Genomic DNA, 22,507 nt, shown 5'->3' with positions numbered 1-22,507 from the left:
AGTGCCTCCTACTTCTTTGCCGACTTCTTGACGACTGGTTCCGGGACGGGCATGCCCTTCGTGAGGCGCCTGATGACCAGATACTGCTGCCCCGCAGAGAAGAAGGAGAAGAGTGCCCAGTACAGGCTGAGCGCGATACTGAAACCGTACGCCCAGTAGCCGAGCATCAGTGGCATGAAATATGTCAGGAATGCGGTCTGGGACCGATCCTGTCCCGGGATGAAGGATGTGATGGATTGCACATAGGTCGAAGCCGCAACGACGACGGGCATGATGAACCTGGTGGCCAGCGGAAGTGTGCTCGAAGCCACGGAGAGAGCAGGCGCCCACAGGAACGATGCGTAGTTGAAGGGAGAGTAGTTGTTGATGGCCGTGAACAGGGCAAGGAAGATGGGCCACTGCACCAGGAGCGGAAGGCATCCGCTGAACAAGCTGACGTTGTTGTTCTTGTACAACTTCATTGTCTCCTGATTCAGCTGCTTGGCGTCATCCTTGCTCGGATACTTCGCCTTGAGCTTGGCGACCTGGGGTTGCAGTCTCTGCATGTCGACCGTCGACTTGAACTGCATGCGCGTGAGCGGCTCGGTGATGAGCTTCAATCCAAGGGTGAGCAGGATGATGGCCAGAGCATAGCTGTGGACCAGCTTGTTCAGCTGTTCGATGATCCAGCGGATTCCGGCGGACAGGAAGTTGATGCTGCCGACCCTGACAATGCCGGCGTTCGCGATGACCTCGGTGACTGCAATGCCGTCGCCATCCTTGTAGGAGACGCTGACATTGACGGCGTAGGACTTGATGGCGGCCGGAGTCTTCTGCTGCAGGATCAGCCTCACCTGCGCGGTCTTGGCGGGCAGGAGGGGCGCAGCCAGCGCGACGGAGGCGTCGGTGGTTTCCCAGAGGTCGAAGGGAGCGATGCCTGCATTGCCGTCAATGGCGACGATCTGGACCTTCACGTCGCTTACGAACTTGGTCATGTTGTTCTTGATAGTGATGACGATCGGGACGTTCTCGAGCGGGCGTACCGTGGCCGAGAGGCCGATGCCTACGGGGTCGGAGGTCGTGACGGGTCCTGCCGCGCCGACGCAGCCGGAAAGCGTCAGGACGCCAAGGAGCAATGTAACGACGAGCAGCAGTCTGTACGTGCTCTTACGGGAGCTTTTCTGAATCAATGGAAACCTCCAGGGTGTGAGTTGCATGCGCGCAGTCGCGGTGCAGGTTGGGCACAGGGTCGAACCCTCCCCGATGATATGGATGACACCGCAGAATACGCTTGAGGCCGAGCCATAGCCCGGTCAGGACACCGTACCGCTCGACAGCCTCGAGCGTGTACTCCGAACACGTTGGATAGTAGATGCAGGTCGCGCCCTTGAGCGGAGAGAGGAATCGACGATAGAAGCGCAGCAGGAACGTAACGACCTTTTTCATCGCTGGCGGTACTCGGCCGTAAGTCGTGCCAGTTCACGCCGGACATCGTCGACAGAAGAGACGACGATCGGCTTGCGAGCCACCAGGACATACGCAAAGTCGGGCATGAGGCTGGGCGAGACCGAGCGAAATGCTTCTTTCATGAGACGTCTGGCATGGTTGCGCTCAACGGATTCTCCTACCTTGCGGGAAGCTGTGAAACCCACCACGTGAGTAAGGGCGGGAGATACAAAAACCACGATCAACGTACCATGATAAGCCTTCGAGTTGTCGAAGGCCTTTTTGTATACGCTGCCCGGGATTCGTTTCCACAGTTTTGCCAACTGCTACTAGACCAACAGGTCAACCATCCGCGGAGCGGACAGACGCCTATGCGACGATAAGCTTCTTGCGCCCCTTGAGTCTCCTGCGGGCGAGAACGTTGCGTCCACCCGGGCTCCTCATGCGGTTCAGGAAACCAAGGGTGCGATTGCGCTTGCGGTTCTTAGGTCTGTAGGTAGTTCTCATGATTCGATACCTCCACTGATGAAAATCCCCTATATCATACCGGAAAGACCATGGTTGTCAAAGCGACCGCGCATCGTGAGCGGCACAGGGCTTCATCTGTCTGCAAGCGGGTTCGCAATGACAAGTCCGGCAAGAATACCGGCTGCTCCAAGCATCATCAGCGGCGTGAGCGATTCATGAAGAAACAGGACACCTGACGCGGTACCGATAAGCGGGTTGAGGTACACGAACATGCCGGTTTCGGAAGCTTTCTTCGTCTCCAGAGCGTGGAACCACACAGGATATCCCAGCAGGATCGACAGGTACGCGAGATAGGCGACGCTCGCCCAGGCGATGAACGGCATGGTCATGACCTGCGACACCAGAGAAGCGGGGCGAAGCCAGGGCAGCAGGAACAGTGTCCCGAGGAAGAGGCCCCAGACAGTGACGTCGAGCCCTCGATACCGTGTCACGAGTGGTTTGCTCAGCACGGTCGAAAGGGACCAGCAGAGAGGCGCGAGAAAGGCGAGGAAGACCCCAAGCAGGCTCGTCAGCTCGATGCGGCCATTGATCCCGAGGACCAGTACGACAAGACCGGCAAGTGAAACGACAAGACCAGCGACGCGTCGCCCCGGCAGCCGTTCGTGAAGGAAGAGAGCCGATAGGACGCCGGTGAGGATGGGAGCGAAGCCGGCCGTCAGTGCCGCTACGCTGGCAGTCACACGCGTCTCGGCGGCGTTGAGGGCGAGATGGTAGCCCACGACCATGAGGAAACTGACAAGAAGCAGGCGGGACCAGTCGCGCCGTTCAAGCTTCCGCAGTCGGTACAAGCCCGGAAAGAGGAACAGGAAGGGCCACACCAGGGCAAACCGGAGGATCGCCAGGTTGGCCGGCGTCAGCGAGCGTGTCGCGATGCGCACAAACGTGAAGGCGTTCGCCCAGACGAGGAAGAGCCCGACCAGGCTGAGATTGACCAGCGCTGCCTTTCGGTCGCGCATCAGTCCGTTTCTAGCCTCCAGAGTGCTTTCACTCTACGCAGCGGGGCCATTACTGCGAGCGCGATCACAATGCTGGGGACCATGTAGCTCGCGTTGTACGCAAGAGAGTACACGAAGGGATTCATATGCCACTGCGATGCGTAGGAAGCGAAAAACACGAGGCCGGAGATGACGTGGAAGAGATATCGCACACCGCCGCCGACCAGGATGCCCAGCCACCAGTGATTGCCGCGCCGGAAGAAGGGCAAGCCCGCAAACGCCAGAGCCATGCCGGGTAGTGGATAGTCGAGGAGGATCTGCACAGGGTGCACAAAATAGGGATCGGTGATCATGGTGACCAGCCCAAGAGCCAAGCCGGCAATCAGCGCGTCCCGAACCCCTCGCCTGAGAGCGATGTAGAAGACCGGAATGATCCCGAGAGCGATCGTTCCACCGTATTTGAGCTGCAACGGTATGAGTTTCGACAAGTAGGAAAGCGCGACGGCAAGGGCCACCGCCAGCCCCATTTCGGCGATTTCCTTGACAGTGATCGCTTTGTTCGCTGTACGTTCCATGAATACCTCCCGAATCTACGATAGATTGCGGGGCGTCGTGATACTGCTCTGTCTCCCTACGCTGGCATGACCCAGATCAGGTTCAACGAGTTGAGCCACATGACTCTCTCAGCCCTTTCGGGCACCCCATAGAAGCATAATGCCTGATCATCCCGAGTCAACGGTACGATGTCGCACAGGGGTTTTCGCAGCTGATGGAGCAGCGTACGGCAGGTCAGGGGACCGGCTTTACTTGCAGGGTGATGTTGGTACAATGGCGTGTGAACCAAGGAACGGGACTGTGCCGGGCATGAGGGTCGTGTCGCAGGAAAAGGGAGATGCCCGGATGGAGGAAACATGCGGGAAACCGAGCTTCAGAACGTCAGTCATGTAATAGGAGGCTAGAGAGTATGAAGTTCCTGAGAGTCTCACTGATTGCACTGCTTGCCATCGCGTTCGTTGTAGGTTCGACCGGCTGCAAGAAGGCGGAAACACTACCGCCTGCTGCCGAAAAGCTGAAAGTCGCCTTCATCTACGTTGGACCCCACAACGACGGTGGATGGTCACAAGCGCACGAAGACGGTCGCCTGTACCTGCAGCAGAATGACCCGAACGTCGAGTCCACCTATTCGGAAAGCGTACCTGAAGGTTCTCAGGCCGAGAAGGTCTTCCGTGATTATGCAAGTGCAGGCTACAAGCTCATCTTCGGCACCAGCTTCGGCTTCATGGACGCCATGGTGAACACGGCCAAGGACAATCCCACCGTCAAGCTCATGCACGCGTCTGGGTACAAGCGTTCCGACAACCTTGGAACGTACTTTGGCCGCATGGAGGAGCCCGACTACCTTTCCGGTCTTGTCGCCGGCAAGATGACCAAGACCAACAAGATCGGGTTTGTCCTGCCGTTCTCCATCCCCGAGTGCATCCGCGAGGTTGACTCCTTCACGGTTGGCCTGCGCGAAGTCAATCCCAAGGCTACTGTCACCGTCGTCTACACCAACACGTGGTTTGACCCCGCCAAGGAAGGCGATGCGGCCAAGTCCCTGCTCAACAAGGGTTGCGACGTCATTGTGTCCGGCGTCGATTCCCCTGCACCTCTCGATGAAGCGTTCAAAGCCGGCAAATACGGTATCGGCTACGACATGGACATGGCTGCCGGCATGAAGACGCCGGAGGAAGCCAAGTCCGTGCTCACATCCCGCATCTGGCACTGGGGTCCCTATTATCTCAAGGTTGCCAAGGCTGTCGAAGACGGAACGTGGACCAACGCTGACTACTGGGGAGGCATGGCTGACGGCATCGTCGACCTTGCCCCCATCAGCTCGGCCGTTCCGCAGGACGTCGTCGACTATGTGAACACCCGCAAACAGCTCATCCTTGACGGCAAGTACACGCCGTTCGACGGACCCATGATCAACCAGAAGGGTGAAACCGTGGTTCCTGCCGGCACAACCATGTCCGACGCTGACCAGTTGAACCTGCAGTGGTTCGTGCAGGGCGTCATCGGCGAGATTCCAAAAAGCGGTTCATAGAGAACAGTAGCGGCTCCCCGGCATTGCGCCGGGGAGCTTTTCTTCTTCTGTGGAGGAAAAGATGGAGGGCCAGGAACAACTGATGCTCGTCATGAGCAATATCACGAAGCGCTTTCCGGGCGTCGTGGCCAATGACCATGTGAGCTTCGCATTGCGGAAGGGCGAGATTCATGCGCTGCTGGGCGAGAACGGAGCCGGCAAGTCGACGCTCATGAACGTTCTTGACGGTATCTACTATCCTGACGAGGGCGAGATCGTGATCGAGGGGAAACGCGTCGATCTGCGCTCGCCGCTCGATTCCATGAAGCACGGTATCGGGATGATCCATCAGCATTTCATGCTGGTCGATTCTCTCTCTGTCATCGAGAACGTCATCCTGGGGCTGGAGTCTCAGGGTTTCTACATAGACAAGAAGTCCGTGGCCGGCCGAATCGAGGCCATAGCAAAGAAATACAATTTCCGTGTCGATCCCTATGCCAAGATCTGGCAGCTGTCCGTGGGCGAGCAGCAGCGCGTCGAGATCATCAAGACACTGTTCAAGGGTGCTCGCATCCTGATCCTGGATGAGCCGACCTCCGTCCTGACGCCGCAGGAATCTGAGGAGCTGTTCGGCATCCTCCGGGAGATGAAGTCGGAGGGCAAATCCATTATCTTCATCAGTCACAAGCTGAACGAGGTTATGTCCGTTTCTGACCGCGTCACGGTACTGAGGAAGGGACGGCTGGTAGGGACCGTCGATACGGCCTCCGTCACGGAGCGCGAGCTCGCAAAGATGATGATCGGGCGCGACATCCTGTTCCGCCTGGAGCGGGGGGATATCGAACAGGGCCGGGAGGTCCTCAAGGTCGAAGACGCTCGGGCCTACAATGACCGTGGCATCATGGCTCTCAGCAAGCTGAGCATCACCGTCCACGGCGGGGAGATCATGGGTGTCGCCGGTGTCGCCGGAAATGGGCAGGTCGAACTCGCGGAATGTATCACGGGACTGCGCCACCTCGTCAGTGGACACGTCACGGTGGAGGGGATCGACGTGACCAACGCGACTCCGTGCACGCTGACATCCGCAGGAGTGAACTATATACCGGCCGATCGACTTGGCGTGGGCCTCGTGCCCAATCTCTCCACGGTCGAGAACGCGATGCTGCGGAAGTACAGGCAGAAGCCGATGTGCAGGGGGACATTCATCGACTATGGTGCCGCCTGCACATATGCTGACAGACTCATCGAGAAGTTCGACATCGCTGTACCGCTCCGGAATGCGCCAGTCAAGGTCCTTTCCGGCGGGAACATGCAGAAGCTGCTGCTTGCTCGCGAAATCGAGGAGAACCCGAGGCTCCTGATTGCAGAACACCCAACCCGCGGCCTCGACGTGGGCGCTACCGAGTTCGTGCGCAAGACGCTGCTGGAACAGCGCGACCACGGGGTGGCGGTGCTGCTCATCAGCGAGGACCTGGATGAGATTCTCATGGTCGCGGACCGGGTCGCGGTGATGTACGAGGGCCGCATCGTCGGTATTGTCGACGCGCATCACGCGGACATTGCGCAGATCGGCCTGATGATGGCGGGCGCCGTGGGCGCCAAGACATGACCAGAAAAGGGGCCTGAGATGCTGCGATTCGAGAAACGCGACAAGACACCGATACGGCTTCGCGTCCTGGTACCCATCTGTTCGGTTCTGCTTGGCCTCCTCGTGGGGTCGGTCGTCATGCTGTTTGCCCGGGTCAACCCGCTGAGAGTCTATGGAGCCATCGTCAAGGGAGCTTTCGGGTCGGCGTACACCTTCTCGGAGACCCTGGTGATCGCGGTTCCCCTCATCCTCATCTCCGTGGGGCTTTGTCTCGTCTATCGCATGAAGTTCTTCAACATTGGGGCAAAGGGCCAATACATCATTGGGGCCATCTGTGGGTCCTACCTGGCGCTGTTTGGCCCGGCGACGATGTCTCGGCCGCTGCTGCTGACATTGATGCTGGTACTCGGTACCCTTGGAGGAGCGCTATGGGCTATCATCCCTGCGCTTCTGAAGGTGTACTGGAACGTTAACGAGGTCATTGCGACACTCCTTCTCAACTACATCGCCTGGTATGTCCTATGGTTCGTTATGTATGGCACATGGCGCGATCCGGGTAGCCACGGGTTTCCACTGTCCAAGAATTTTGCCCTCAATGCCCAGCTTCCGCGGATCCTCGCGACTCCCTCGCGACTCCACATCGGGCTGTTCTTCGGAATTGCTGCCGCACTGATCGTCTGGATCATCATCCGGAAGACTCGCTTCGGGTATGAGGCCAGAGTCCTGGGCGAGAACGAGCGCGCGGCCAGATACGCCGGCATCAATGTGTTCAAGACGGTCATCATCGCAGCGATCATCTCGGGGGGGCTTGCCGGCCTGGCCGGGATCGCACACACGTCGGGTGTGCTGCGCGTCCTGCAACTTGAGATCAACTCAGACTAAGGGTATACCGCCATCATCGCGGCATGGCTGGCAGGGCTCGACCCGCTGGTCGCTGTGGGGGTGTCGGTGCTCCTGGCGGCTCTCGAAGCAGGCGGCTACCAGATCCAGATCGTCATGCGGGTTCCCTTTGGCATCGTCGGCGTCATCGAGAGTTCGATCCTCTTCTGCCTGCTGGCAGGAGAGATCGTCACGCACTACCGCGTCATCCTGACGAGGAGGTTGACCACATGAATCCTACCTTTGGCGACATCCTGATCAAGGTTCTCGCCGGAGCCATCCAGTCTGGGACGATTCTTCTGCTTCCCACGCTGGGGGAAGTCCTGACGGAGCGCAGCGGCGTGCTAAATCTCGGGCTCGAGGGACTCATGCTGATCGGCGCGTTCTTCGGGTTCCTTGGAGCTACGACGACCGGCAATCCGTATATCGGCCTGCTGCTCGGCATCGCAGCAGCAGCAGTAGCGGCAGCTATCCATGCCTTCATCTGTGTGACGCTCCGGGGCAACCAGACGGTCACGGGGCTTGCGCTTGCGATCTTCGGGGCGGGCCTCACCAGTTTCTACGGCGACCGATGGGTCTCTCAGCGTCTCACGACGGCAATCAAGCCCATGGCGATTCCCGGGCTGTCACAGATCCCAGTCGTCGGCCCGATTCTCTTCAGCCAGGACTTGGTTGTCTACGCCGGCTATATCCTGGTAGTCCTGTTCTGGTTCCTGCTGTTCAAGACGAAGGTCGGTGTCAACTTGAGAGCGGTCGGCGAAAACGCGAAGGCTGCAGACGCCATGGGCGTCAATGTGGCTGGCACGCGCTACTTCTGGACCATCTTGGGGGGAGCACTTGCGGGGGCAGGAGGAGCGTACATCACGTGCGGTATCCATCCGTACTGGCTTAATGGCATCACGTCCGGCAAGGGGTGGATTGCTGTTGCTCTCGTGGTCTTTGCCATGTGGAATCCCTTCAACGCGCTCGTCGGAGCGTTCCTGTTCGGGAGCATCGAAGCCTTGCAGCTTCAGCTCCAGGCAGGGGGCACCTATATCAACAGCGCTCTGATGTCCATGTTGCCCTATGTGACGACCTTCGCGGTCATCATCGCGGCAACCCTCATCGTCCGTGTGCGTCACGTTGGGACACCAAAGGAACTGGGGATACCCTACGCACGCGAAGAGAAGTAGCGGGTGCCTTGAACCTGACGGTCAGTCAAGACCCGTCAGGATATCGCCAGTGAGAACAGGAAGGTCAGGGGCTCGTCGTCCACGGTCAGCGTAACCGTGATCATCGACACGCCGGAAGCCCCGAATGTGACTGGAACGGTGAACTGGCTGGCGGATGTCGTCCCCTGGCCGAGGACATCGTTGTCGGCAGAAACCTCGTAGGCGTACGATCCACGGATGCCGCGTGTCACGAATGTCAGCGTGAGCGGCGTCCTGGGCGGCAGCGGCGCGGGGCGGTCCAGCTGCAGTGAACATCGGACACGCGATTCTCGCCAGGTCGCAAGAGAGGGGACGAACAGCAGCGCTGCCAGAACGGCAGCGGCAATCACGAGGATTGCCGCTGCGATGACGATGGATGTTCGAGAATGTGCCACGGAGGCACCCCGCTGCTACTTCAGGAGGACAGCGACCAGGAGCTTGATGCAGCCTTCGACGTCGCCGAGGTCGACCATCTCGCTGGCGCTGTGGACATAGCGGTCGGGGATGCTGATGGCGCCGGTAGGGACGCCACTGGCGTTGGTCTGGATGGCTGCTGCGTCGGTCGTGCCGCCCTGGAGGACCTCGAGCTGGAATGGGATGCCGTGGTTCTTTGCCGTCTCGATGAGCAGGTCACGGACGGCAGGCGTCGCGACCATCCCGGCGTCCTTGACCTTGATGGCGGGTCCTTTGCCCAGGCCGATATCCAGAACGTAGCTTTCAGGAGTATCACCCCAGGCAGTGACGTCCAGAGCGATGGCGAGGTCCGGTTGGACGCCCCATGCGCCGACCTTGGCGCCTTTGATGCCGATCTCTTCCTGCACGCTGAACATGGCATACGTCTCGTAGTTCAGCTCCTTCCCCTCGGCGGCCTTGAGGGCTTCGATGAGGACGTAGCAGCCGATCCGGTCGTCGAGTGCTGCAGAGGTCACGCGGTTACCCACCTGCACACAGTCGCCGGTGTAGACTGCGAAATCGCCGATGGCGACATGCAGGAGGGCGTCATCCTTTGACGCTGCGCCGATGTCAAGGAACAGCTTGTCCAGTGTCAGATGCTCAAGCGTCTTGTGGTCCTTGCTTTCCACGGCTGCGACGCCGACGGTCCCGTTCGCGAAGACAAAGCGGTGCCCCAGGACCTTGTACGGGTCAAGCCCGCCGACTGCGCCGAAGCGCAGGAATCCGTCCTTGTCGACGTGCGTGACGATGATGCCAATCTGGTCCATGTGGGCGGACAGCAGCAGCTTCGGCTTTCCTGGAGCGGGGATGCAGTAGATCAGGTTTCCCAGTGCGTCCACCCGGTAGTCTACATGCAGGGAATTGAGTTCGCGCGTGATGACGCCGCGAATGCCCTCTTCGTAGCTGGTGGGTCCCCAGGTTTGTGTCAGTGTGCGTATAAGTTCGTTCATCTATGCCTCCGTGGTGACAAGTTGTGCCAGGAACTTCGAAAGGAGCGCCAGCGTGTTCTCGTAGTCGCAGATCTTGATGAGCGACACGGGAGAGTGGATGTAGCGCGCAGGGACGGCGACTGCCAGTGCCCGCACCCCGGCCTTGGCAAGCTGGATGCTGCGAGCGTCCGTGCCCCCCGCCGGCATGCGCTTGAACTGCCAGGGAAGCCCGTTCGCTTTCGCAACCTCGATCAGCTGGTTGCGAAGCCGGTGGTCCGTAATCATGCCACCGTCCTTGATGGTGAGGACGGTGCCGGCGCCCAGGCTGCTGACCTCCTGGTAGTCCTTGACCTCGCCGATGTCGGCGGCGATCGTGCCCTCGACCGTGATGCTGATGTCGGGCGGGTATCGCCACGCTCCGACCATCGCTCCCTTGGTCCCAACTTCTTCCTGTGCCGAGAACATCCCGATGACGGAGAAGGGCCAGTCTGTCTTGAGCAGTTCGGCAACGATGGCGCAGCCGACCCGGTCGTCAAATGCCTTGCCGACGAGACACCCGTCGCCGAATGTTCCAAACGCCGTGTCGAACGTGATCTGATCGCCGGCGGCCACCTTGCCCGTCAGCTCCTTGTCCGACTTGGCGCCGATATCGACGACGATGTCGTCCGCCTTGATGACGGTGTTTTCGGTTTCTTCGTGAGTGGACAGATGCACGGCCTTGATGGCTGTCACGCCTGGGAAGCGGTCCTTGCCGACCAGCACCTTCTTGCCCAGCAGCAGCCGGTCGTCGATGCTGCCGGCCTTGCCGAAGTGCAAGTACCCTTCCTTGGTGATGTGGGTCACGTAGAGGCCGACCTCGTCCATATGTGCGTTCAGCATGACGTTGGGCCCCGGTTTATCCATGCCCTTGATCGCGAACAGATTCTTGATGGAGTCACGCTCGAACCGGTCGACGTGGCCCTCAAGCTCGCTTCTGAGGATGGCAGCGACCTCGTCTTCATGCCCCGAAATGCCGCGGGCCTCGGTGAGCTTCTTCAGCAGCTCAATGCTTGTCTGTTCCATACAGCTCTCCTATGAACGCCCCGTCGAAGCCTTTCGCAACCTCGACAATGAGCCTCGCCGTCCTGTCGACGTCAACCTGGTCGGCGGTCTCGACAGGTGAGTGCATGTAGCGCAGTGGAATGCTCAGGACGCCGGCGGCGATGCCGGAGCCGACCAGCTGCAGCTCGTCCGCATCAGTGCCGGAATATGACATGCAGGATTCCTCACTGGTGGGGATCTCGACCGCCTTCGCACTTCTGCGAATGAGTTCCAGGACGTGGTCATTGACGACCGGACCGACAGCAACGCCGGGGCCGCCGCCGAGCGGGATGGTCTTGTGTTCAGGAACGCCGTCGGTGTCGGCATGCGTGACGTCGACGGCGATACCGACGTCAGGGTGGGCGAAGTAGCCGCTGGTCCAGGCGCCGTTCCCGGTGATTTCCTCCTGGACAGTGAAGGCCATGACGACATCATACGGCAGCGTCATATTCTTTAGCAGTTCGAGGGCTTGCACCAGAGCCACGCCGCAGAGGCGGTCGTCCTGGGTCTTTCCCGCGAACCGCTCGTTCATGAGGTGGCTGATGCCGGCCGTGAACGTGACGGTGGAACCGATGGGGACCAGCTTGAGGACTTGTTCTCGTGGGAGTCCGACATCGATCCAGAGTTCATCGGGGGCAACCGGCTTGTCCATTTCGTTGTGCGACATGACGTGGACCGGCTTGAGTCCGATAATGCCGGGCAGAGGCTCTGTACCATGGACGACGACCTGCAGACCCGGCCATACGCGCTCGTCGATCGAGCGGCAATGGATGCCGAGAAAGCCCCTGTCATTGATCCTTGTCACCCATGCGCCGACCTCATCGAGGTGTGCGGCGAAGAGGATGGCATGTTCACTCGAGCGACCCTTGCGGACGGTGATGAGATTACCAAGAGGCGTGTCATGAATCTCGTCGGCGATGCCGCCCAAGGCGTTGCGCAGGATGTCATGGAGGCGGCGTTCGTCTCCTGAAACCGCATAGGCGCTTGTCAACTGCTCTACAAGCTTGTGCATGTTCGTCTCCTTTCCCGTGACAAGACTATTGTACGGCAAACGAACAGAACGTCAAAGCCAGCTTCGCCGAACGGCTTGACCACGCCGTCCCGGGCACTGCAATGGACTGCAATGGAGAGACGGACTGACATGACACCGCATGAGAGCCCTCGCAACCAGCGTATAGCAACGCCCTGACAACGAAGAAGCGGCGCGCAAGCGCCGCTTGTGTTTTTCTATGCCAGAGAGTACTACTTCTTGGCGATGGCGTCCTTCAGAGCCTTGCCGGGCTTGAAGAAGGGGGCCTTCTTTTTCGGAATGGTGATGGCCTTGAGGGTCTTGGGGTTGACGCCCTTGCGAGCCTTGCGCTCCTTGACGCCGAACGTGCCGAACCCAACGAGTGCGACCTTGTCGTTCTTCTTCATGGCTTCCTTGACGGCATCCATGAACGCATTGACCATGACCTCGGACTCCTTCTTGGTCATCTTAGTCATCTCGGCAATTCTGGCTACAAGTTCTCCCTTGTTCATGCAATCTCCTTTCCTGTCTTTTTGTCGCGCTTTTCCCCGCGACTGGGAAGGTACGCACGTAGTATAGCACATTTTTGCAAAATCGGGTAGCGTTATAGCCGCTCCTCATGGGAGATGACAGCGAAACGCGCCAGGGATGCGGCATCACCGTGTGGTGATATGCAGTCCTGGACAGCAGTTGGTGGATGCGACGGGAAACGTGCCCCTCATGCCGGATAAGCCGGATATCTCGCTGAATTTGTCAAGATTGACCGAGGAAAGTTGAACAAGCGACAGGTCAGACGTCCTGAAATTGGTCGTGTCGGGTCGGCCCGGGCACCCCCAAAGGTTGTTTGTGCGTGATGACGGGATGGCGGCGAGGGCATAGCCACCGCTCATGGGAACGCCGGCCATTCACGGCGGCCGGATGGCACTCCCTGGCATGCTGACAGTCCGACTGCAAAACTGGACATGGCAAGCGCTACGTTGTGTGTATACTATGCATGAGAAGTTGTCCACATCGTATCGGGAGGTATGTATGGCGATAGACGAGAAGCTTGCGGAGCTGGGTGTCCTATTGCCAGAGGCGGCAGCGCCTGCTGGCAGTTATGTTCCGGTCAAGCTCACCGGCAGCCTTGCGTTCGTGTCGGGAATGCTGCCGACTGAGGGTGGTCGTGTCAAACAGACCGGTCGCGTTGGCGAGAGTGTCACCACCCAGGAAGCGTATGGTCTTGCCCGCATCTGCGCCATCAACGGTCTCGCCGCCCTGAAGAGTGCCATTGGCACGCTGGACCGCGTCAAAGGCATCGCGATGGTGCAGGGATTCGTGCAGGCGGCTCCGGACTACGCGGAGGTGCCCAAGGTGATCAACGGTGCTTCCGATCTGCTTGTCGCGCTGTTTGGCGATGCCGGTCGCCACGCGCGCTTCGCCGTCGGGGTCGCATCACTTCCGTTGAATGCGCCCGTCGAGGTCGCGTTCGTCGCCGAGATCATGCCCTGACGCCCGGTGGTAGTATTATTGAGCCTGTTCAGGGGGTAGTCACAATGACCAGTGAGGTACGTGTTGTCATGAAGGTCAACGGCACGGAGTATCATGTCACGACACAGACCTGCAGGACGCTCGCTGAAGTTTTGCGGGAGGACCTGGGGCTTCTCGGCACCAAGATCGGCTGCAACAAGGGCGAGTGTGGTGCATGTACGGTCATCATGAACGGCCGGTCGGTCACCAGCTGCCTCGTGCTGGCGGTGCAGGCAGAAGGAGCGACCATCACGACGATCGAGGGGCTGGCGGAGGGCGGGAAGCCGTCGGCGCTCGAGCAGGCGTTCGTCGAAGAGGGAGCTGTCCAGTGCGGTTTCTGCACACCGGGGATGGTCATGTCCGCAGAGGCGCTGCTCATCGAGAACCCGCATCCATCGGAAGCAGAGATAGAGACTGCCTTGGAGGGGAATCTCTGCCGTTGCACGGGCTACAAGAAGATCGTTGCCGCGGTGCAGAAGGCAAGTCAGAGCCGCGCATGACTGCAGCAGTCGTTCTGGCGGCTGGGCATGCCGACAGGATGGGTTCAAACAAGCTGACCTTGCCGCTTGGCTCGGGGACGGTTGTCGGCCGCGTTGTTGCGACTGCGCTCGCCGCCTGTGACCGAGTGTTTGTGGTCATCGGGCTGCACGATCAGGTGACGAGAACCGCCGTGGAGCAGGGAGCAAGAGCTCTTGGCGCCGAGGGACGAGTTGAAGTGGTGGAGGGGGTACCCTACGATCCAGGTATGTTTATCTCGGTTCAGGCAGGGCTGCGGCGGGTCACGGGTGCCGACATCGTCCTCGTTTTCCCAGGGGACATCCCCCTCATCCTGCCAGAAACCGCAATTGCCGTGAGAGATGCGGTATCGGAGGGACGGGCTGACATAGCCGTGCCATCGTGCGGAGGACGGCAGGGTCATCCTGTTGCAGTCAGTGTGCGGCGTGTTCCGGAACTGCTCGCAATGTCGGAGCACTCCACGTTGCGGCAGTTCATGGCTGCGCACGCGTCCACTACGAAGCTGGTCCCCGTCGATGACCATGGCATGTTGCTGGACATGGATACTCCTGACGAGTATAACCGTGTCCTCGAGTATCTCAGGTCTGCGGAAACGTCCACCAAGGAGGTCTGATGGATTCCATCTATCAATATGTCGCGAAGCTCGAACAGGAGGGCCGCGAGTTCGCCATCTGCACGGTCATCGACGCCCAGGGCTCCTCTCCGGGGCGCACCAGCTTCAAGATGGTCGTCCTGCCCGACGGCGCCCAGCATGGGACCGTAGGTGGCGGCAAGCTGGAGTTGACCGTTCTGGGAGAGGCTCGCGACGCTATTGCCGAAGGAAAGTCACGCGTCGTCACCTTCGACCTGAGCCAGAATGGCAAGGACAGCCTCGGCATGCTGTGTGGCGGTCAGGCCACGCTGTACATCGAGTACGTGGGCAGTCGTCCGCTCCTCTATATCTATGGTGCCGGGCACGTCGGGCGCTTGCTGGCGACATTCGCCTCTCTCGTTGGTTTTGAAGTGACGGTGTTGGACGATCGGTCGGAGTTCACCACGCCTGATCGTATCCCCGACGCACACCACTTCCTGACCGGCGATTTCGTAGAACTGGTTCAGACGACCACCTATGGTCCGCAAGGGTATCATGTCATTCTCACGGACAAGCACGTGAGCGACGAGCGAGTGCTGAAGGCATTGTTGGAGCGCAAGGTGGACAACCGCTACATCGGGATGATCGGTTCCCGGTCAAAGACGCTTGAGGTCTTCCGCCGCCTTGAGGCTGCCGGCATTGGCAGGGAAGACCTTGCGCGCGTGTATGCCCCGGTTGGCATCGACCACGGAGGGCAGACTGCCGAGGAGATAGCACTTGCCATCTGCGCTGAACTCGTGGCCACGCGTCACGACCGCACCCTGGCCGATTCGATGAAGAACAGGGCGAACGTCATAGGACTCCTGGAGAGCAAACCATGATCAAGGAATGTGAGTACCACGCAGCACACGACCTGAAGGAAGCGCTGGAACTGGCGGAACAGTTTGGACCACGCAAGCGCTTCCTGTCCGGCGGCACGGACGTGATGGTGCATCTGAAGGAAGGACTTGTGAAGGAAGACGTTCTCGTCGACCTCTCCCACGTGGCAGAACTCCGCTTCGTGCGTGAGGAGTCAGGCGTCGTCCATGTCGGGGCTGGGGCCACCCATACAGACATCAGCACTTCCTCCATCGTGCGGCAGCACGGCCGCGCGCTGGCCCTGGCGGCTTCACGGGTTGGCGGTCCCCAGATTCGCAACATGGGGACGGTTGGTGGCAACGTAGCCAACGCGTCTCCTGCGGGTGACACGATCCCGGCGCTCATCGTCCTCGATGCGGTCGTTTGCATCGCGAGCCGTACGGGCACCCGGGACGTTCCCATCATCGACTTCTTCACAGGTCCGGGGCGGTCCGTGCTTGCCCCAGAAGAACTCGTGACAGAGCTCCGTTTCCCTGCGACGGGTCCAGCGGAACTGACCGGGTTTGGCAAGCTGGGCGCACGGCAGGCGATGACAATCTCCACTGCCAACGTGGCCTTATACTTCAGGATCGGCGCCAACCGGCGCATCGTGGAGGACCGCATTGCCTTCGGCTCGGTCGCTCCGACCGTGGTCCGGGCACACAAGACTGAGCAGATGTTCTGTCAGCTCCCTCCCGTCCTGTCATGGGACGCCATTCGCGGTGCCGCCCAGATGGCCTGGAAGGAAGTGGCACCCATCGATGACCTGAGAGCAACTGCTGTCTATCGCAAGGAAGCCGTCGTCGGGCTTCTTGCCGAGGCCGCCTACGAAGCGCTTGCCTCCTGCTGGCATGAACGTTAAGATCAGGCTCTTTCAGGACTACAAGCAGTACCACGACACGCCCGAATACGAGCTGGAACTCCCGGCAGGGACGACGGCCGGGGAGATCGTGCGACAGCTTGGTATCAAGGGCCCTGAACTGGCGTACCTCATCCTCATCCTGAAGGGCAAGCGCGTGTACGACGAGTACGTCCTTCAGGACGGCGACGAGCTTGTGTTCTTGGCCCCTATCGGTGGTGGCTGAGCGTGAAAGGAGCGATGTGATGGACGATATCCATTTCCAGCAGATCGACAGGGTCGACGCACAGGGCAAGGCGTGCGGCACCACGGCGTACATGTCCGACCTCTCATTCCCGGGGATGCTGTATGCGTGGTTTGTGCGCAGCAAGTACCCGCATGCCCTCATCAAAAGCATCGATGTCAGCAAGGCGATGGCGCTGGACGGCGTCGTCACGGTGCTGACCGCAGCAGATGTGACCGGGTTCAACGGGTTCGGGATCGTCAATCCCGACATGCCGGTCATCTGCAGCGACAAGGTGCGGTACATGGGAGATACTGTGGCGCTGGTGGCTGCGACGACCGAACGCATCGCCGAGCAGGCTGCGGCTCTGGTCGACGTGGACTACGAAGTGCTGCCCGTCGTCGACGACCCCATCGAGGCGCTGAAGCCCGACGCTCCCAAGATCCACGACAAGGGCAACGTCTGCCTGCACACGCTCATCACCAAGGGCGACGTAGAACAGGGACTCCGCGAAGCGGACGTGGTCATCGAGCACGAATACCGGACGCCACGTCAGGCCCATGTGCCGCTGGAGACCGAATCTGGTGTGGCCGTACCGGAAGCCGACGGCTCGCTGTCGATGTATGCGGGTTCTCAGTATTCGTTCCGGGACCAGCTGCAGCTTGCCCGTATCCTGGGGATGAACCCCCGGATGATCCGGGTCTACAGCAACCCCGTGGGTGGCGGTTTCGGAAGCAAGGACGAGCTGACCATCCAGGGTGGCATCGCCCTGCTGGCCATGAAGACGGGCAAACCCGTCAAGGTCTTCCTCTCGCGCGAGGAATCGCTGGTGTCGGGCTGGAAACGCCATCCATTCATCATACGCATGAAAACCGGTTTCAAGAGCGACGGTACGATGCTGGCCAACGACGTTACCTGCTACGAAGACAAGGGTGCCTACTCGTCGCTCGGCGGGCCCATCCTCAACCTGGCGCTGGAACATGCTTCGTCCCTGTACCGCGTCCCCAACACGCGTCACGAGGGCTGGGCCGTGTTCACCAACAACGGTGTCTGTGGCGCGTTCCGCGGGTTCGGCGTGCCACAGGTCCTGTTTGCTGTGGAATCCAACATGGACGAGGCGGCGGAGAAGCTGGGTCTGGATCCGGTCACGATACGGCGGAAGAATGTCTTGCACCAGGGGGAGGTTTCGCCTATTGGCCATACCCTGCGCACTGGTGTTTCGATGGGCCTGGTCCTGGACGGCATCGAGAAGTCGGACCTGTGGCAGCACCGCGAGGAGTACAAGAAGACGGACAAGCCATGGCTCCGGCGCGGGGTCGCTCTGGCGCTGGCTCCGCAGGGAGCAGGCCTTGGGGTTGGGATTCCTGACTATGGCGGCGCGTACGTCGATCTCGACCGGGACGGCAACTTCACGCTGCGCATCGGCCTCGTGGAATACGGCCAGGGCACACATACCGGGTTCACACAGATGGCAGCAGGCTTGCTGCACGTTCATCCATCGCGTGTGCGGATTGTCGCCGGCCAGACCGAAGGTTCGGTCGACACGGGGCCCGCCACCGCTTCCCGCTCGACATACACAGCCTCGAACGCCATTGCCGCAGCGTTCCATGACTTCAGTGCCAAGGTGGCTGGCGCGCTCGATGCGAAGTATCATACGGGAGCGGATGCGATCTGTGAAGCGAAGGACGGCGGCATGACGACCCCGGTTGGTTTCCGGACCTATGAGGAACTGGCTCAGGAGTTTTCCCAGGAATCGCCGTTGCGCGGGGAGGGCTACTTTGTATGGCCGACCGCCGACAGGGAGATCCCCGGGGCTGCCGGGCTGCCACACTGGATCTACAGCTTCGCCGCCCAGGCGGCGCTGGTCGAAGTCAACACGTTGACCGGTGAAACCCACCTGCTCAGGGTCGCGACTGCACTGGATACAGGACACACGGTCAACCCACAGCAGGTCGAGGGGCAGATCGACGGCGGTGTTGCGCAGGGCGAGGGGTTCGCTCTGTTTGAGGACACGCTGATCGCCAAGGGGCAGGTCCTCACGAAGAACTTCTCCACCTACATCATCCCGACCGTCCGGGATGTTCCCGAGCACGAATACATTGTCTTGGAGAATCCAGAGGGAACCAGTGCCCTTGGGGTCCGAGGCATTGGCGAAGTGGTGATGGTCCCCATCATTCCAGCTGTCGCCCTGGCAATCCACGACGCCACAGGTGTCTGGGTGCGTCAGCTGCCCGCGACGCCCGAGCGCGTCTACCAGTTGCTGCATCCAGAATTGTAGAACAGTGGAAGCTGCCTCGGGAACCTGCAGGCTGGAGTGCCGTCTAACAAGAGGGTTGATGTGACTAGGTCTCGCACCTCTGGCTAGCGATGAAGTGTGAAGACGGGCCGAGAGGACCATAGTCGTGGCGCAGAGCATCTATGGCGTGTCGGCCTGTCCTGGTGTTGAACAAATTAGTGTTGCAATATACCGTAGTGTGCTCAGACTGAAGTTCGGACAAGGGGAAGGAACCTCAACGAGGCAAATGAGGTTTAAGTCCATCGTGGTCATATGAGGATTCACGGTCTGCGGCTAAGCCGCGCGCATGATGAACTGAGAAGATTTGAGGAGGTACGGATGAAGAGATTGTTGTCACTCTTACTTGTCTTGGCGCTTGTCCTAGGGGTGCTTGGAGGCGTTGCTGGTGCGGACGCGGCTATGTCCGGCATTATTGCCGCTGCCAGCCCCAACACCGCTGGTTCCTACGCATCATATACTGTCCAGTTGCTTGGCGCGCACGTGATCAACCTGGGCGGATGGGTCCAGGTAGATTTCGCTTCTTCCTTCGTGATGACCCCAGGATCGGTGTCTCCCACACTGGTCAGCATCAATGGATCCGTGACCCCGTCTTTCGTCACGATCTTTGGAACTAGTGTCTACATGCAGTTGTCGTCCTCGACAACCATTCCTGCGGGGACGATCTCGGTCGTCATCCAGCTGAGTCCTGCCATCAAGAATCCGACTGTGGCTGGCAACTACTCGATCTCTGCGTCTACAAGCGCGGACGGTCCGGCGGCTACCGTAATCAGTATCGGTACGACAGGCATCACCGGCCTCTCCGCATTTGTGACGCCGGCCACAACCGGTGCGGTCGCATCATGGTCGCTGAGCTTCGCGACCAGTGCTACCGGCGCTCTTGCCGTCGGGCAGACTATTACAGCCACATTCCCGGCTGGCACGACGCTTCCAGGCTCGATGCCGGCAGGATCCATCAAGATCTCGTCCGGGGCATACTCAAGTGTGTCGTTGACGGCTGCGACGGGCTCAGGTTCTGTACTCACCATGTATGTTCCCGCAGCAATGGCCACCGGCATCAGTGCCTCCGGCTTCGTGAGCATCCAGATCCTGTCGACGTACGGCCTTCAAAACACCATGACGGCAGGCAACTATTCTGTCCTCGTTTCGACGTCGTCAGACACGGTTCCTGCTTCGTCGAACCAGGTCACAATAACAGGAACGACGATCGGTGCGGTCACCGTTGCTGTCAGTCCGCTGACTCCATCGACCGCAGCGACGTACACACTGTTCTTCTCGACGAGCGCCTCAGGCGGCCTCGTTCCTGGTGACAGCATTAGTGTCCAGTTCCCTACTGGAACCGGATATCCAGGGTTCATCAACCCGACGCTCATCCTGGTCAACGGCCAGCCTTCGTTGAACACGACGCGGACAATGAATACCCTGCGGATCTCACTGCCGCCCGCCATGTCGATTCCCGCGAGCGCGTTTGTCCAACTTCAGATCCAGACGACATTCGGCGTCACCAACCCGGCTACTCCGGGAACGTACAAGGTGAGCGTATTTACGAGCAAGGATTCCACGCCCGTGCAGTCCAATGACTACGTCATCACCGGTACGGCGATTACCGGGCTGACGCTTGCGGTCGACCCGCGTGCACAGTCGGCACTCGCCGAGTACCGTCTGTCATTCAACACCTCTTCGACAGGATCTCTGCAGGCCGGCGTCGGCACGATTACGGTGGACTTCTCGTCCGGCGTGTCGCTCCCGACATCTCCGATTGCCAGTCGCGTCACAGTCAACGGGAACAATGCTCAGAACGTCTCCCGCCCAGACAGTGACACGCTCGTTGTCACGGTCCCAGTTTCCGTGGGTGCGCAGTCCTCTGTCGTACTCGTGTTCACGCGCGACTTCGGCATCCGGAACCCGGGCACCACAGGAGCCACGGTCAACGTGACTGTGAAAACCAGCTCGGATCTGACACAGTCTCAGGTGTCGTTCATAACAACCAGCTCAGCCATCTCGCAGCCGCAAGTGGTCCTCACGACCAGTGGAGCCGGCCTGAACTCCGGGTATACCATCACCTTCACGACTGGTCCTGCTGGTGACCTCACGGGCAACCAGGGAAGGGTCTCGATCGTTTTCCCCACCGGGACCTCTTTGCCCGCCACTATCTCCCGCGACGTCGTGCGCCTCAACGGGCTGACACCGTACGCAGTACAGGTGGTCGGTCAGCGTGTCGACGTTACCGTTGCAGCCAACGTCGCCGCCAATGGTCAGGTGCAGGTTGTGTTCGACAAGGCCGCAGGAATTCGCAATCCGTCGACCCCTCAGTCTGTGGCGCTGCAGGCGTATACAACGTCGGAGAACAGCAGCGTTTCGAGCGTGACGTATCAGATCGTTGCTCTTGCTCACACGACCGCGACAGTGACGCCTCTGAATCCAGATGGACTCAATGGATACTACAAGAGCCGTCCCATCGTCAGCATCGCCATTACCAGCGGTTCCAGCGCGGGGTTCTCTGTCTACTACCGGATCAACAGCGGTGGCGAGAACCTGTACACCTCGCCCATTCAGGTTCCGGACGGGAATATCACCATTGCGTACTACGCACGAGACAACGCGTCGAACCAGGAGGACGCGCATACGCTCAGCCTCAAGGTGAAGACGGCGTTGCCTCAGATCACGATTCTCTCACCAGCGGAAGGGAGCACGGGCAGCACTCAGGACATCACGCTGACAGGTCGCACAGAAGCAGGCAGTTCTGTCACTGTGAATGGCATATCCGCGACTGTTCAGCCCTCAGGTGACTTCTCTGCCAGTGTCAGGCTCAGTGAAGGTGCAAATGCCATCCAGATTATTGCAACTGACGTCGCAGGCAACATCGGTCAGACGCGTCTGAACGTGACGCTTGATACCAAGCCGCCCGTGCTCACCGTGACGTCGCCGAAGATCTACTCGACGGTCATGACCCAGCAGGTAGCTGTCACCGGCAAGACCGAGGCCGGCGCGACCGTGACGGTCGCAGGCGCACAGGTGAACGTGGCAGCGGACGGTTCATTCAGCATCATGTACATGTTCCAGAAGGAAGGGCTGAACGTTGTCGACATAACCGCGACAGATGCGGCCGGGAACGTTGCCAAAACTGGCATCCCTGTCACGTATGTTGCGCGTACGCTGATCCGGCTTCAGGTTGGCAACAAGACGGCAATGATCAACGACACGACAAAGACGCTCCAGGCCGCCCCCATCAACGTGAAGGGGACAGTCATGGTCCCTATCCGGTTCATCGGAGAGGCGTTCGGGGCGACCGTGGAATGGGAGCCCGTGTTCAAGATTGTCCGGCTTCAGCTAGGCTCAACGACCATCTATCTCCAGATAGGGTCCAACTACGCCTCGGTGAATGGCAAGAAAATCGTGCTCCAGGGTCTGCCAACCATCATCAAGGGGACGACGATGGTTCCAATCCGGTTCATCTCGGAGGCATTCAACGCGCAGGTGACGTGGATTGCAGCGACGCAGGGCGTAGAGATCACGTACCCGAAGCCCTGAATCTAGTAACAATGCATCAGAGGGGTG

General features: G+C 59.8%; 23 protein-coding genes and 1 riboswitch. Of the genes, 12 read left to right on the top strand and 11 right to left on the bottom strand.

Going from position 1 to position 22,507, the window contains the following annotated elements; translation table 11 throughout:
- Positions 1 to 8: 8 nt before the first annotated feature.
- The 6 genes from C0398_03190 to thiT form a co-directional block, all read right to left on the bottom strand.
- Positions 9 to 1,196 carry a hypothetical protein gene (locus tag C0398_03190; GenBank protein MBA4364998.1) on the bottom strand — a complete coding sequence of 396 codons (1,188 nt, stop codon included), beginning with the start codon at positions 1,194 to 1,196 and terminating at the stop codon, positions 9 to 11.
- A complete protein-coding gene (locus tag C0398_03185) occupies positions 1,147 to 1,425 on the bottom strand; it encodes a membrane protein insertion efficiency factor YidD (GenBank protein ID MBA4364997.1) in 279 nt (92 codons plus the stop codon). The genes C0398_03190 and C0398_03185 overlap by 50 nt, the downstream gene beginning before the upstream one ends.
- Entirely contained in the window at positions 1,422 to 1,748 is a 327-nt protein-coding gene (rnpA, locus tag C0398_03180; protein ID MBA4364996.1) for a ribonuclease P protein component, read from the bottom strand. The genes C0398_03185 and rnpA overlap by 4 nt, the downstream gene beginning before the upstream one ends.
- 46 nt (positions 1,749 to 1,794) lie before the next feature.
- Positions 1,795 to 1,932: a 50S ribosomal protein L34 gene (locus C0398_03175; protein MBA4364995.1), complete on the bottom strand. Its 138-nt coding sequence runs from the start codon at positions 1,930 to 1,932 to the stop codon at positions 1,795 to 1,797.
- Positions 1,933 to 2,024: 92 nt separating this feature from the next.
- Positions 2,025 to 2,909 (bottom strand): hypothetical protein, encoded by an 885-nt coding sequence (locus C0398_03170; GenBank protein MBA4364994.1) that lies wholly within the window; start codon positions 2,907 to 2,909, stop codon positions 2,025 to 2,027.
- Positions 2,909 to 3,463, bottom strand: coding sequence for an energy-coupled thiamine transporter ThiT (gene thiT, locus C0398_03165; protein MBA4364993.1), 555 nt, complete (start codon positions 3,461 to 3,463; stop codon positions 2,909 to 2,911). The genes C0398_03170 and thiT overlap by 1 nt, the downstream gene beginning before the upstream one ends.
- A gap of 36 nt (positions 3,464 to 3,499) precedes the next feature.
- Positions 3,500 to 3,602, bottom strand: a riboswitch (TPP riboswitch).
- Between the two features lie 250 nt (positions 3,603 to 3,852).
- Here thiT and C0398_03160 point away from each other — a divergent pair.
- The 4 genes from C0398_03160 to C0398_03145 all read left to right on the top strand — a co-directional run bounded on the left by C0398_03160 (position 3,853) and on the right by C0398_03145 (position 8,592).
- Positions 3,853 to 4,974, top strand: a complete 1,122-nt coding sequence (locus tag C0398_03160; protein MBA4364992.1) for a BMP family ABC transporter substrate-binding protein — start codon at positions 3,853 to 3,855, stop codon at positions 4,972 to 4,974.
- Positions 4,975 to 5,035: 61 nt separating this feature from the next.
- On the top strand, positions 5,036 to 6,562 hold the full coding sequence (locus tag C0398_03155) for a heme ABC transporter ATP-binding protein (protein MBA4364991.1): 1,527 nt from the start codon (positions 5,036 to 5,038) through the stop codon (positions 6,560 to 6,562).
- An 18-nt stretch (positions 6,563 to 6,580) separates the two neighbouring features.
- Entirely contained in the window at positions 6,581 to 7,423 is an 843-nt protein-coding gene (locus C0398_03150; GenBank protein MBA4364990.1) for an ABC transporter permease, read from the top strand.
- Positions 7,424 to 7,650: 227 nt separating this feature from the next.
- The gene (locus tag C0398_03145; GenBank protein MBA4364989.1) at positions 7,651 to 8,592 is read left to right on the top strand and encodes an ABC transporter permease; all 942 of its coding nucleotides are present in this window, start codon (positions 7,651 to 7,653) and stop codon (positions 8,590 to 8,592) included.
- A 35-nt stretch (positions 8,593 to 8,627) separates the two neighbouring features.
- On the opposite strand, the gene C0398_03140 is transcribed toward C0398_03145, so the two are convergent.
- The 5 genes from C0398_03140 to C0398_03120 form a co-directional block, all read right to left on the bottom strand.
- Complete coding sequence (locus C0398_03140) at positions 8,628 to 9,005, bottom strand: hypothetical protein (protein ID MBA4364988.1); 378 nt, start codon at positions 9,003 to 9,005, stop codon at positions 8,628 to 8,630.
- Between the two features lie 15 nt (positions 9,006 to 9,020).
- A complete protein-coding gene (locus tag C0398_03135; GenBank protein ID MBA4364987.1) occupies positions 9,021 to 10,013 on the bottom strand; it encodes an aminopeptidase in 993 nt (330 codons plus the stop codon).
- Positions 10,014 to 11,054: a peptidase M42 gene (locus C0398_03130; protein MBA4364986.1), complete on the bottom strand. Its 1,041-nt coding sequence runs from the start codon at positions 11,052 to 11,054 to the stop codon at positions 10,014 to 10,016.
- Entirely contained in the window at positions 11,035 to 12,084 is a 1,050-nt protein-coding gene (locus C0398_03125) for a hypothetical protein (GenBank protein ID MBA4364985.1), read from the bottom strand. The genes C0398_03130 and C0398_03125 overlap by 20 nt, the downstream gene beginning before the upstream one ends.
- 230 nt (positions 12,085 to 12,314) lie before the next feature.
- Positions 12,315 to 12,593: an integration host factor subunit alpha gene (locus tag C0398_03120; GenBank protein ID MBA4364984.1), complete on the bottom strand. Its 279-nt coding sequence runs from the start codon at positions 12,591 to 12,593 to the stop codon at positions 12,315 to 12,317.
- A 517-nt stretch (positions 12,594 to 13,110) separates the two neighbouring features.
- Here C0398_03120 and C0398_03115 point away from each other — a divergent pair.
- The 8 genes from C0398_03115 (at position 13,111) to C0398_03080 (ending at position 22,480) form a co-directional block, all read left to right on the top strand.
- Complete coding sequence (locus C0398_03115) at positions 13,111 to 13,572, top strand: hypothetical protein (protein ID MBA4364983.1); 462 nt, start codon at positions 13,111 to 13,113, stop codon at positions 13,570 to 13,572.
- A 44-nt stretch (positions 13,573 to 13,616) separates the two neighbouring features.
- Positions 13,617 to 14,090 carry a (2Fe-2S)-binding protein gene (locus C0398_03110; GenBank protein MBA4364982.1) on the top strand — a complete coding sequence of 158 codons (474 nt, stop codon included), beginning with the start codon at positions 13,617 to 13,619 and terminating at the stop codon, positions 14,088 to 14,090.
- Complete coding sequence (locus C0398_03105; protein ID MBA4364981.1) at positions 14,087 to 14,719, top strand: hypothetical protein; 633 nt, start codon at positions 14,087 to 14,089, stop codon at positions 14,717 to 14,719. The genes C0398_03110 and C0398_03105 overlap by 4 nt, the downstream gene beginning before the upstream one ends.
- Positions 14,719 to 15,558, top strand: coding sequence for a xanthine dehydrogenase (locus C0398_03100; GenBank protein MBA4364980.1), 840 nt, complete (start codon positions 14,719 to 14,721; stop codon positions 15,556 to 15,558). The genes C0398_03105 and C0398_03100 overlap by 1 nt, the downstream gene beginning before the upstream one ends.
- A complete protein-coding gene (locus C0398_03095; protein MBA4364979.1) occupies positions 15,555 to 16,436 on the top strand; it encodes a hypothetical protein in 882 nt (293 codons plus the stop codon). Before C0398_03100 ends, C0398_03095 begins: the two co-directional genes overlap by 4 nt.
- Positions 16,426 to 16,659, top strand: coding sequence for a molybdopterin synthase sulfur carrier subunit (locus C0398_03090; GenBank protein ID MBA4364978.1), 234 nt, complete (start codon positions 16,426 to 16,428; stop codon positions 16,657 to 16,659). Before C0398_03095 ends, C0398_03090 begins: the two co-directional genes overlap by 11 nt.
- A gap of 19 nt (positions 16,660 to 16,678) precedes the next feature.
- Positions 16,679 to 18,934: an oxidoreductase gene (locus C0398_03085; GenBank protein MBA4364977.1), complete on the top strand. Its 2,256-nt coding sequence runs from the start codon at positions 16,679 to 16,681 to the stop codon at positions 18,932 to 18,934.
- Between the two features lie 270 nt (positions 18,935 to 19,204).
- Positions 19,205 to 22,480 (top strand): hypothetical protein, encoded by a 3,276-nt coding sequence (locus tag C0398_03080; protein ID MBA4364976.1) that lies wholly within the window; start codon positions 19,205 to 19,207, stop codon positions 22,478 to 22,480.
- The last annotated feature ends 27 nt before the right edge of the window (positions 22,481 to 22,507 follow it).

It is taken from the genome of Coprothermobacter sp. (genome assembly GCA_013824685.1).
Lineage (GTDB): Bacteria > Caldisericota > Caldisericia > Cryosericales > Cryosericaceae > Cryosericum.
Note: the sequence above shows the minus strand (reverse complement) of the source record. Positions and strands in the feature narration are given on the sequence as shown.

Bases quoted from the DNA above. Each gene is read 5' to 3' on its own strand.
- C0398_03190 (MBA4364998.1), bottom strand. From the start codon at position 1,196: ATGCAACTCACACCCTGGAGGTTTCCATTGATTCAGAAAAGCTCCCGT.
- C0398_03185 (MBA4364997.1), bottom strand. From the start codon at position 1,425: ATGAAAAAGGTCGTTACGTTCCTGCTGCGCTTCTATCGTCGATTCCTC.
- C0398_03175 (MBA4364995.1), bottom strand. From the start codon at position 1,932: ATGAGAACTACCTACAGACCTAAGAACCGCAAGCGCAATCGCACCCTT.
- C0398_03170 (MBA4364994.1), bottom strand. From the start codon at position 2,909: ATGCGCGACCGAAAGGCAGCGCTGGTCAATCTCAGCCTGGTCGGGCTC.
- thiT (MBA4364993.1), bottom strand. From the start codon at position 3,463: ATGGAACGTACAGCGAACAAAGCGATCACTGTCAAGGAAATCGCCGAA.
- C0398_03160 (MBA4364992.1), top strand. From the start codon at position 3,853: ATGAAGTTCCTGAGAGTCTCACTGATTGCACTGCTTGCCATCGCGTTC.
- C0398_03155 (MBA4364991.1), top strand. From the start codon at position 5,036: ATGGAGGGCCAGGAACAACTGATGCTCGTCATGAGCAATATCACGAAG.
- C0398_03150 (MBA4364990.1), top strand. From the start codon at position 6,581: ATGCTGCGATTCGAGAAACGCGACAAGACACCGATACGGCTTCGCGTC.
- C0398_03145 (MBA4364989.1), top strand. From the start codon at position 7,651: ATGAATCCTACCTTTGGCGACATCCTGATCAAGGTTCTCGCCGGAGCC.
- C0398_03135 (MBA4364987.1), bottom strand. From the start codon at position 10,013: ATGAACGAACTTATACGCACACTGACACAAACCTGGGGACCCACCAGC.
- C0398_03130 (MBA4364986.1), bottom strand. From the start codon at position 11,054: ATGGAACAGACAAGCATTGAGCTGCTGAAGAAGCTCACCGAGGCCCGC.
- C0398_03125 (MBA4364985.1), bottom strand. From the start codon at position 12,084: ATGCACAAGCTTGTAGAGCAGTTGACAAGCGCCTATGCGGTTTCAGGA.
- C0398_03120 (MBA4364984.1), bottom strand. From the start codon at position 12,593: ATGAACAAGGGAGAACTTGTAGCCAGAATTGCCGAGATGACTAAGATG.
- C0398_03115 (MBA4364983.1), top strand. From the start codon at position 13,111: ATGGCGATAGACGAGAAGCTTGCGGAGCTGGGTGTCCTATTGCCAGAG.
- C0398_03110 (MBA4364982.1), top strand. From the start codon at position 13,617: ATGACCAGTGAGGTACGTGTTGTCATGAAGGTCAACGGCACGGAGTAT.
- C0398_03105 (MBA4364981.1), top strand. From the start codon at position 14,087: ATGACTGCAGCAGTCGTTCTGGCGGCTGGGCATGCCGACAGGATGGGT.
- C0398_03100 (MBA4364980.1), top strand. From the start codon at position 14,719: ATGGATTCCATCTATCAATATGTCGCGAAGCTCGAACAGGAGGGCCGC.
- C0398_03095 (MBA4364979.1), top strand. From the start codon at position 15,555: ATGATCAAGGAATGTGAGTACCACGCAGCACACGACCTGAAGGAAGCG.
- C0398_03090 (MBA4364978.1), top strand. From the start codon at position 16,426: ATGAACGTTAAGATCAGGCTCTTTCAGGACTACAAGCAGTACCACGAC.
- C0398_03085 (MBA4364977.1), top strand. From the start codon at position 16,679: ATGGACGATATCCATTTCCAGCAGATCGACAGGGTCGACGCACAGGGC.
- C0398_03080 (MBA4364976.1), top strand. From the start codon at position 19,205: ATGAGGATTCACGGTCTGCGGCTAAGCCGCGCGCATGATGAACTGAGA.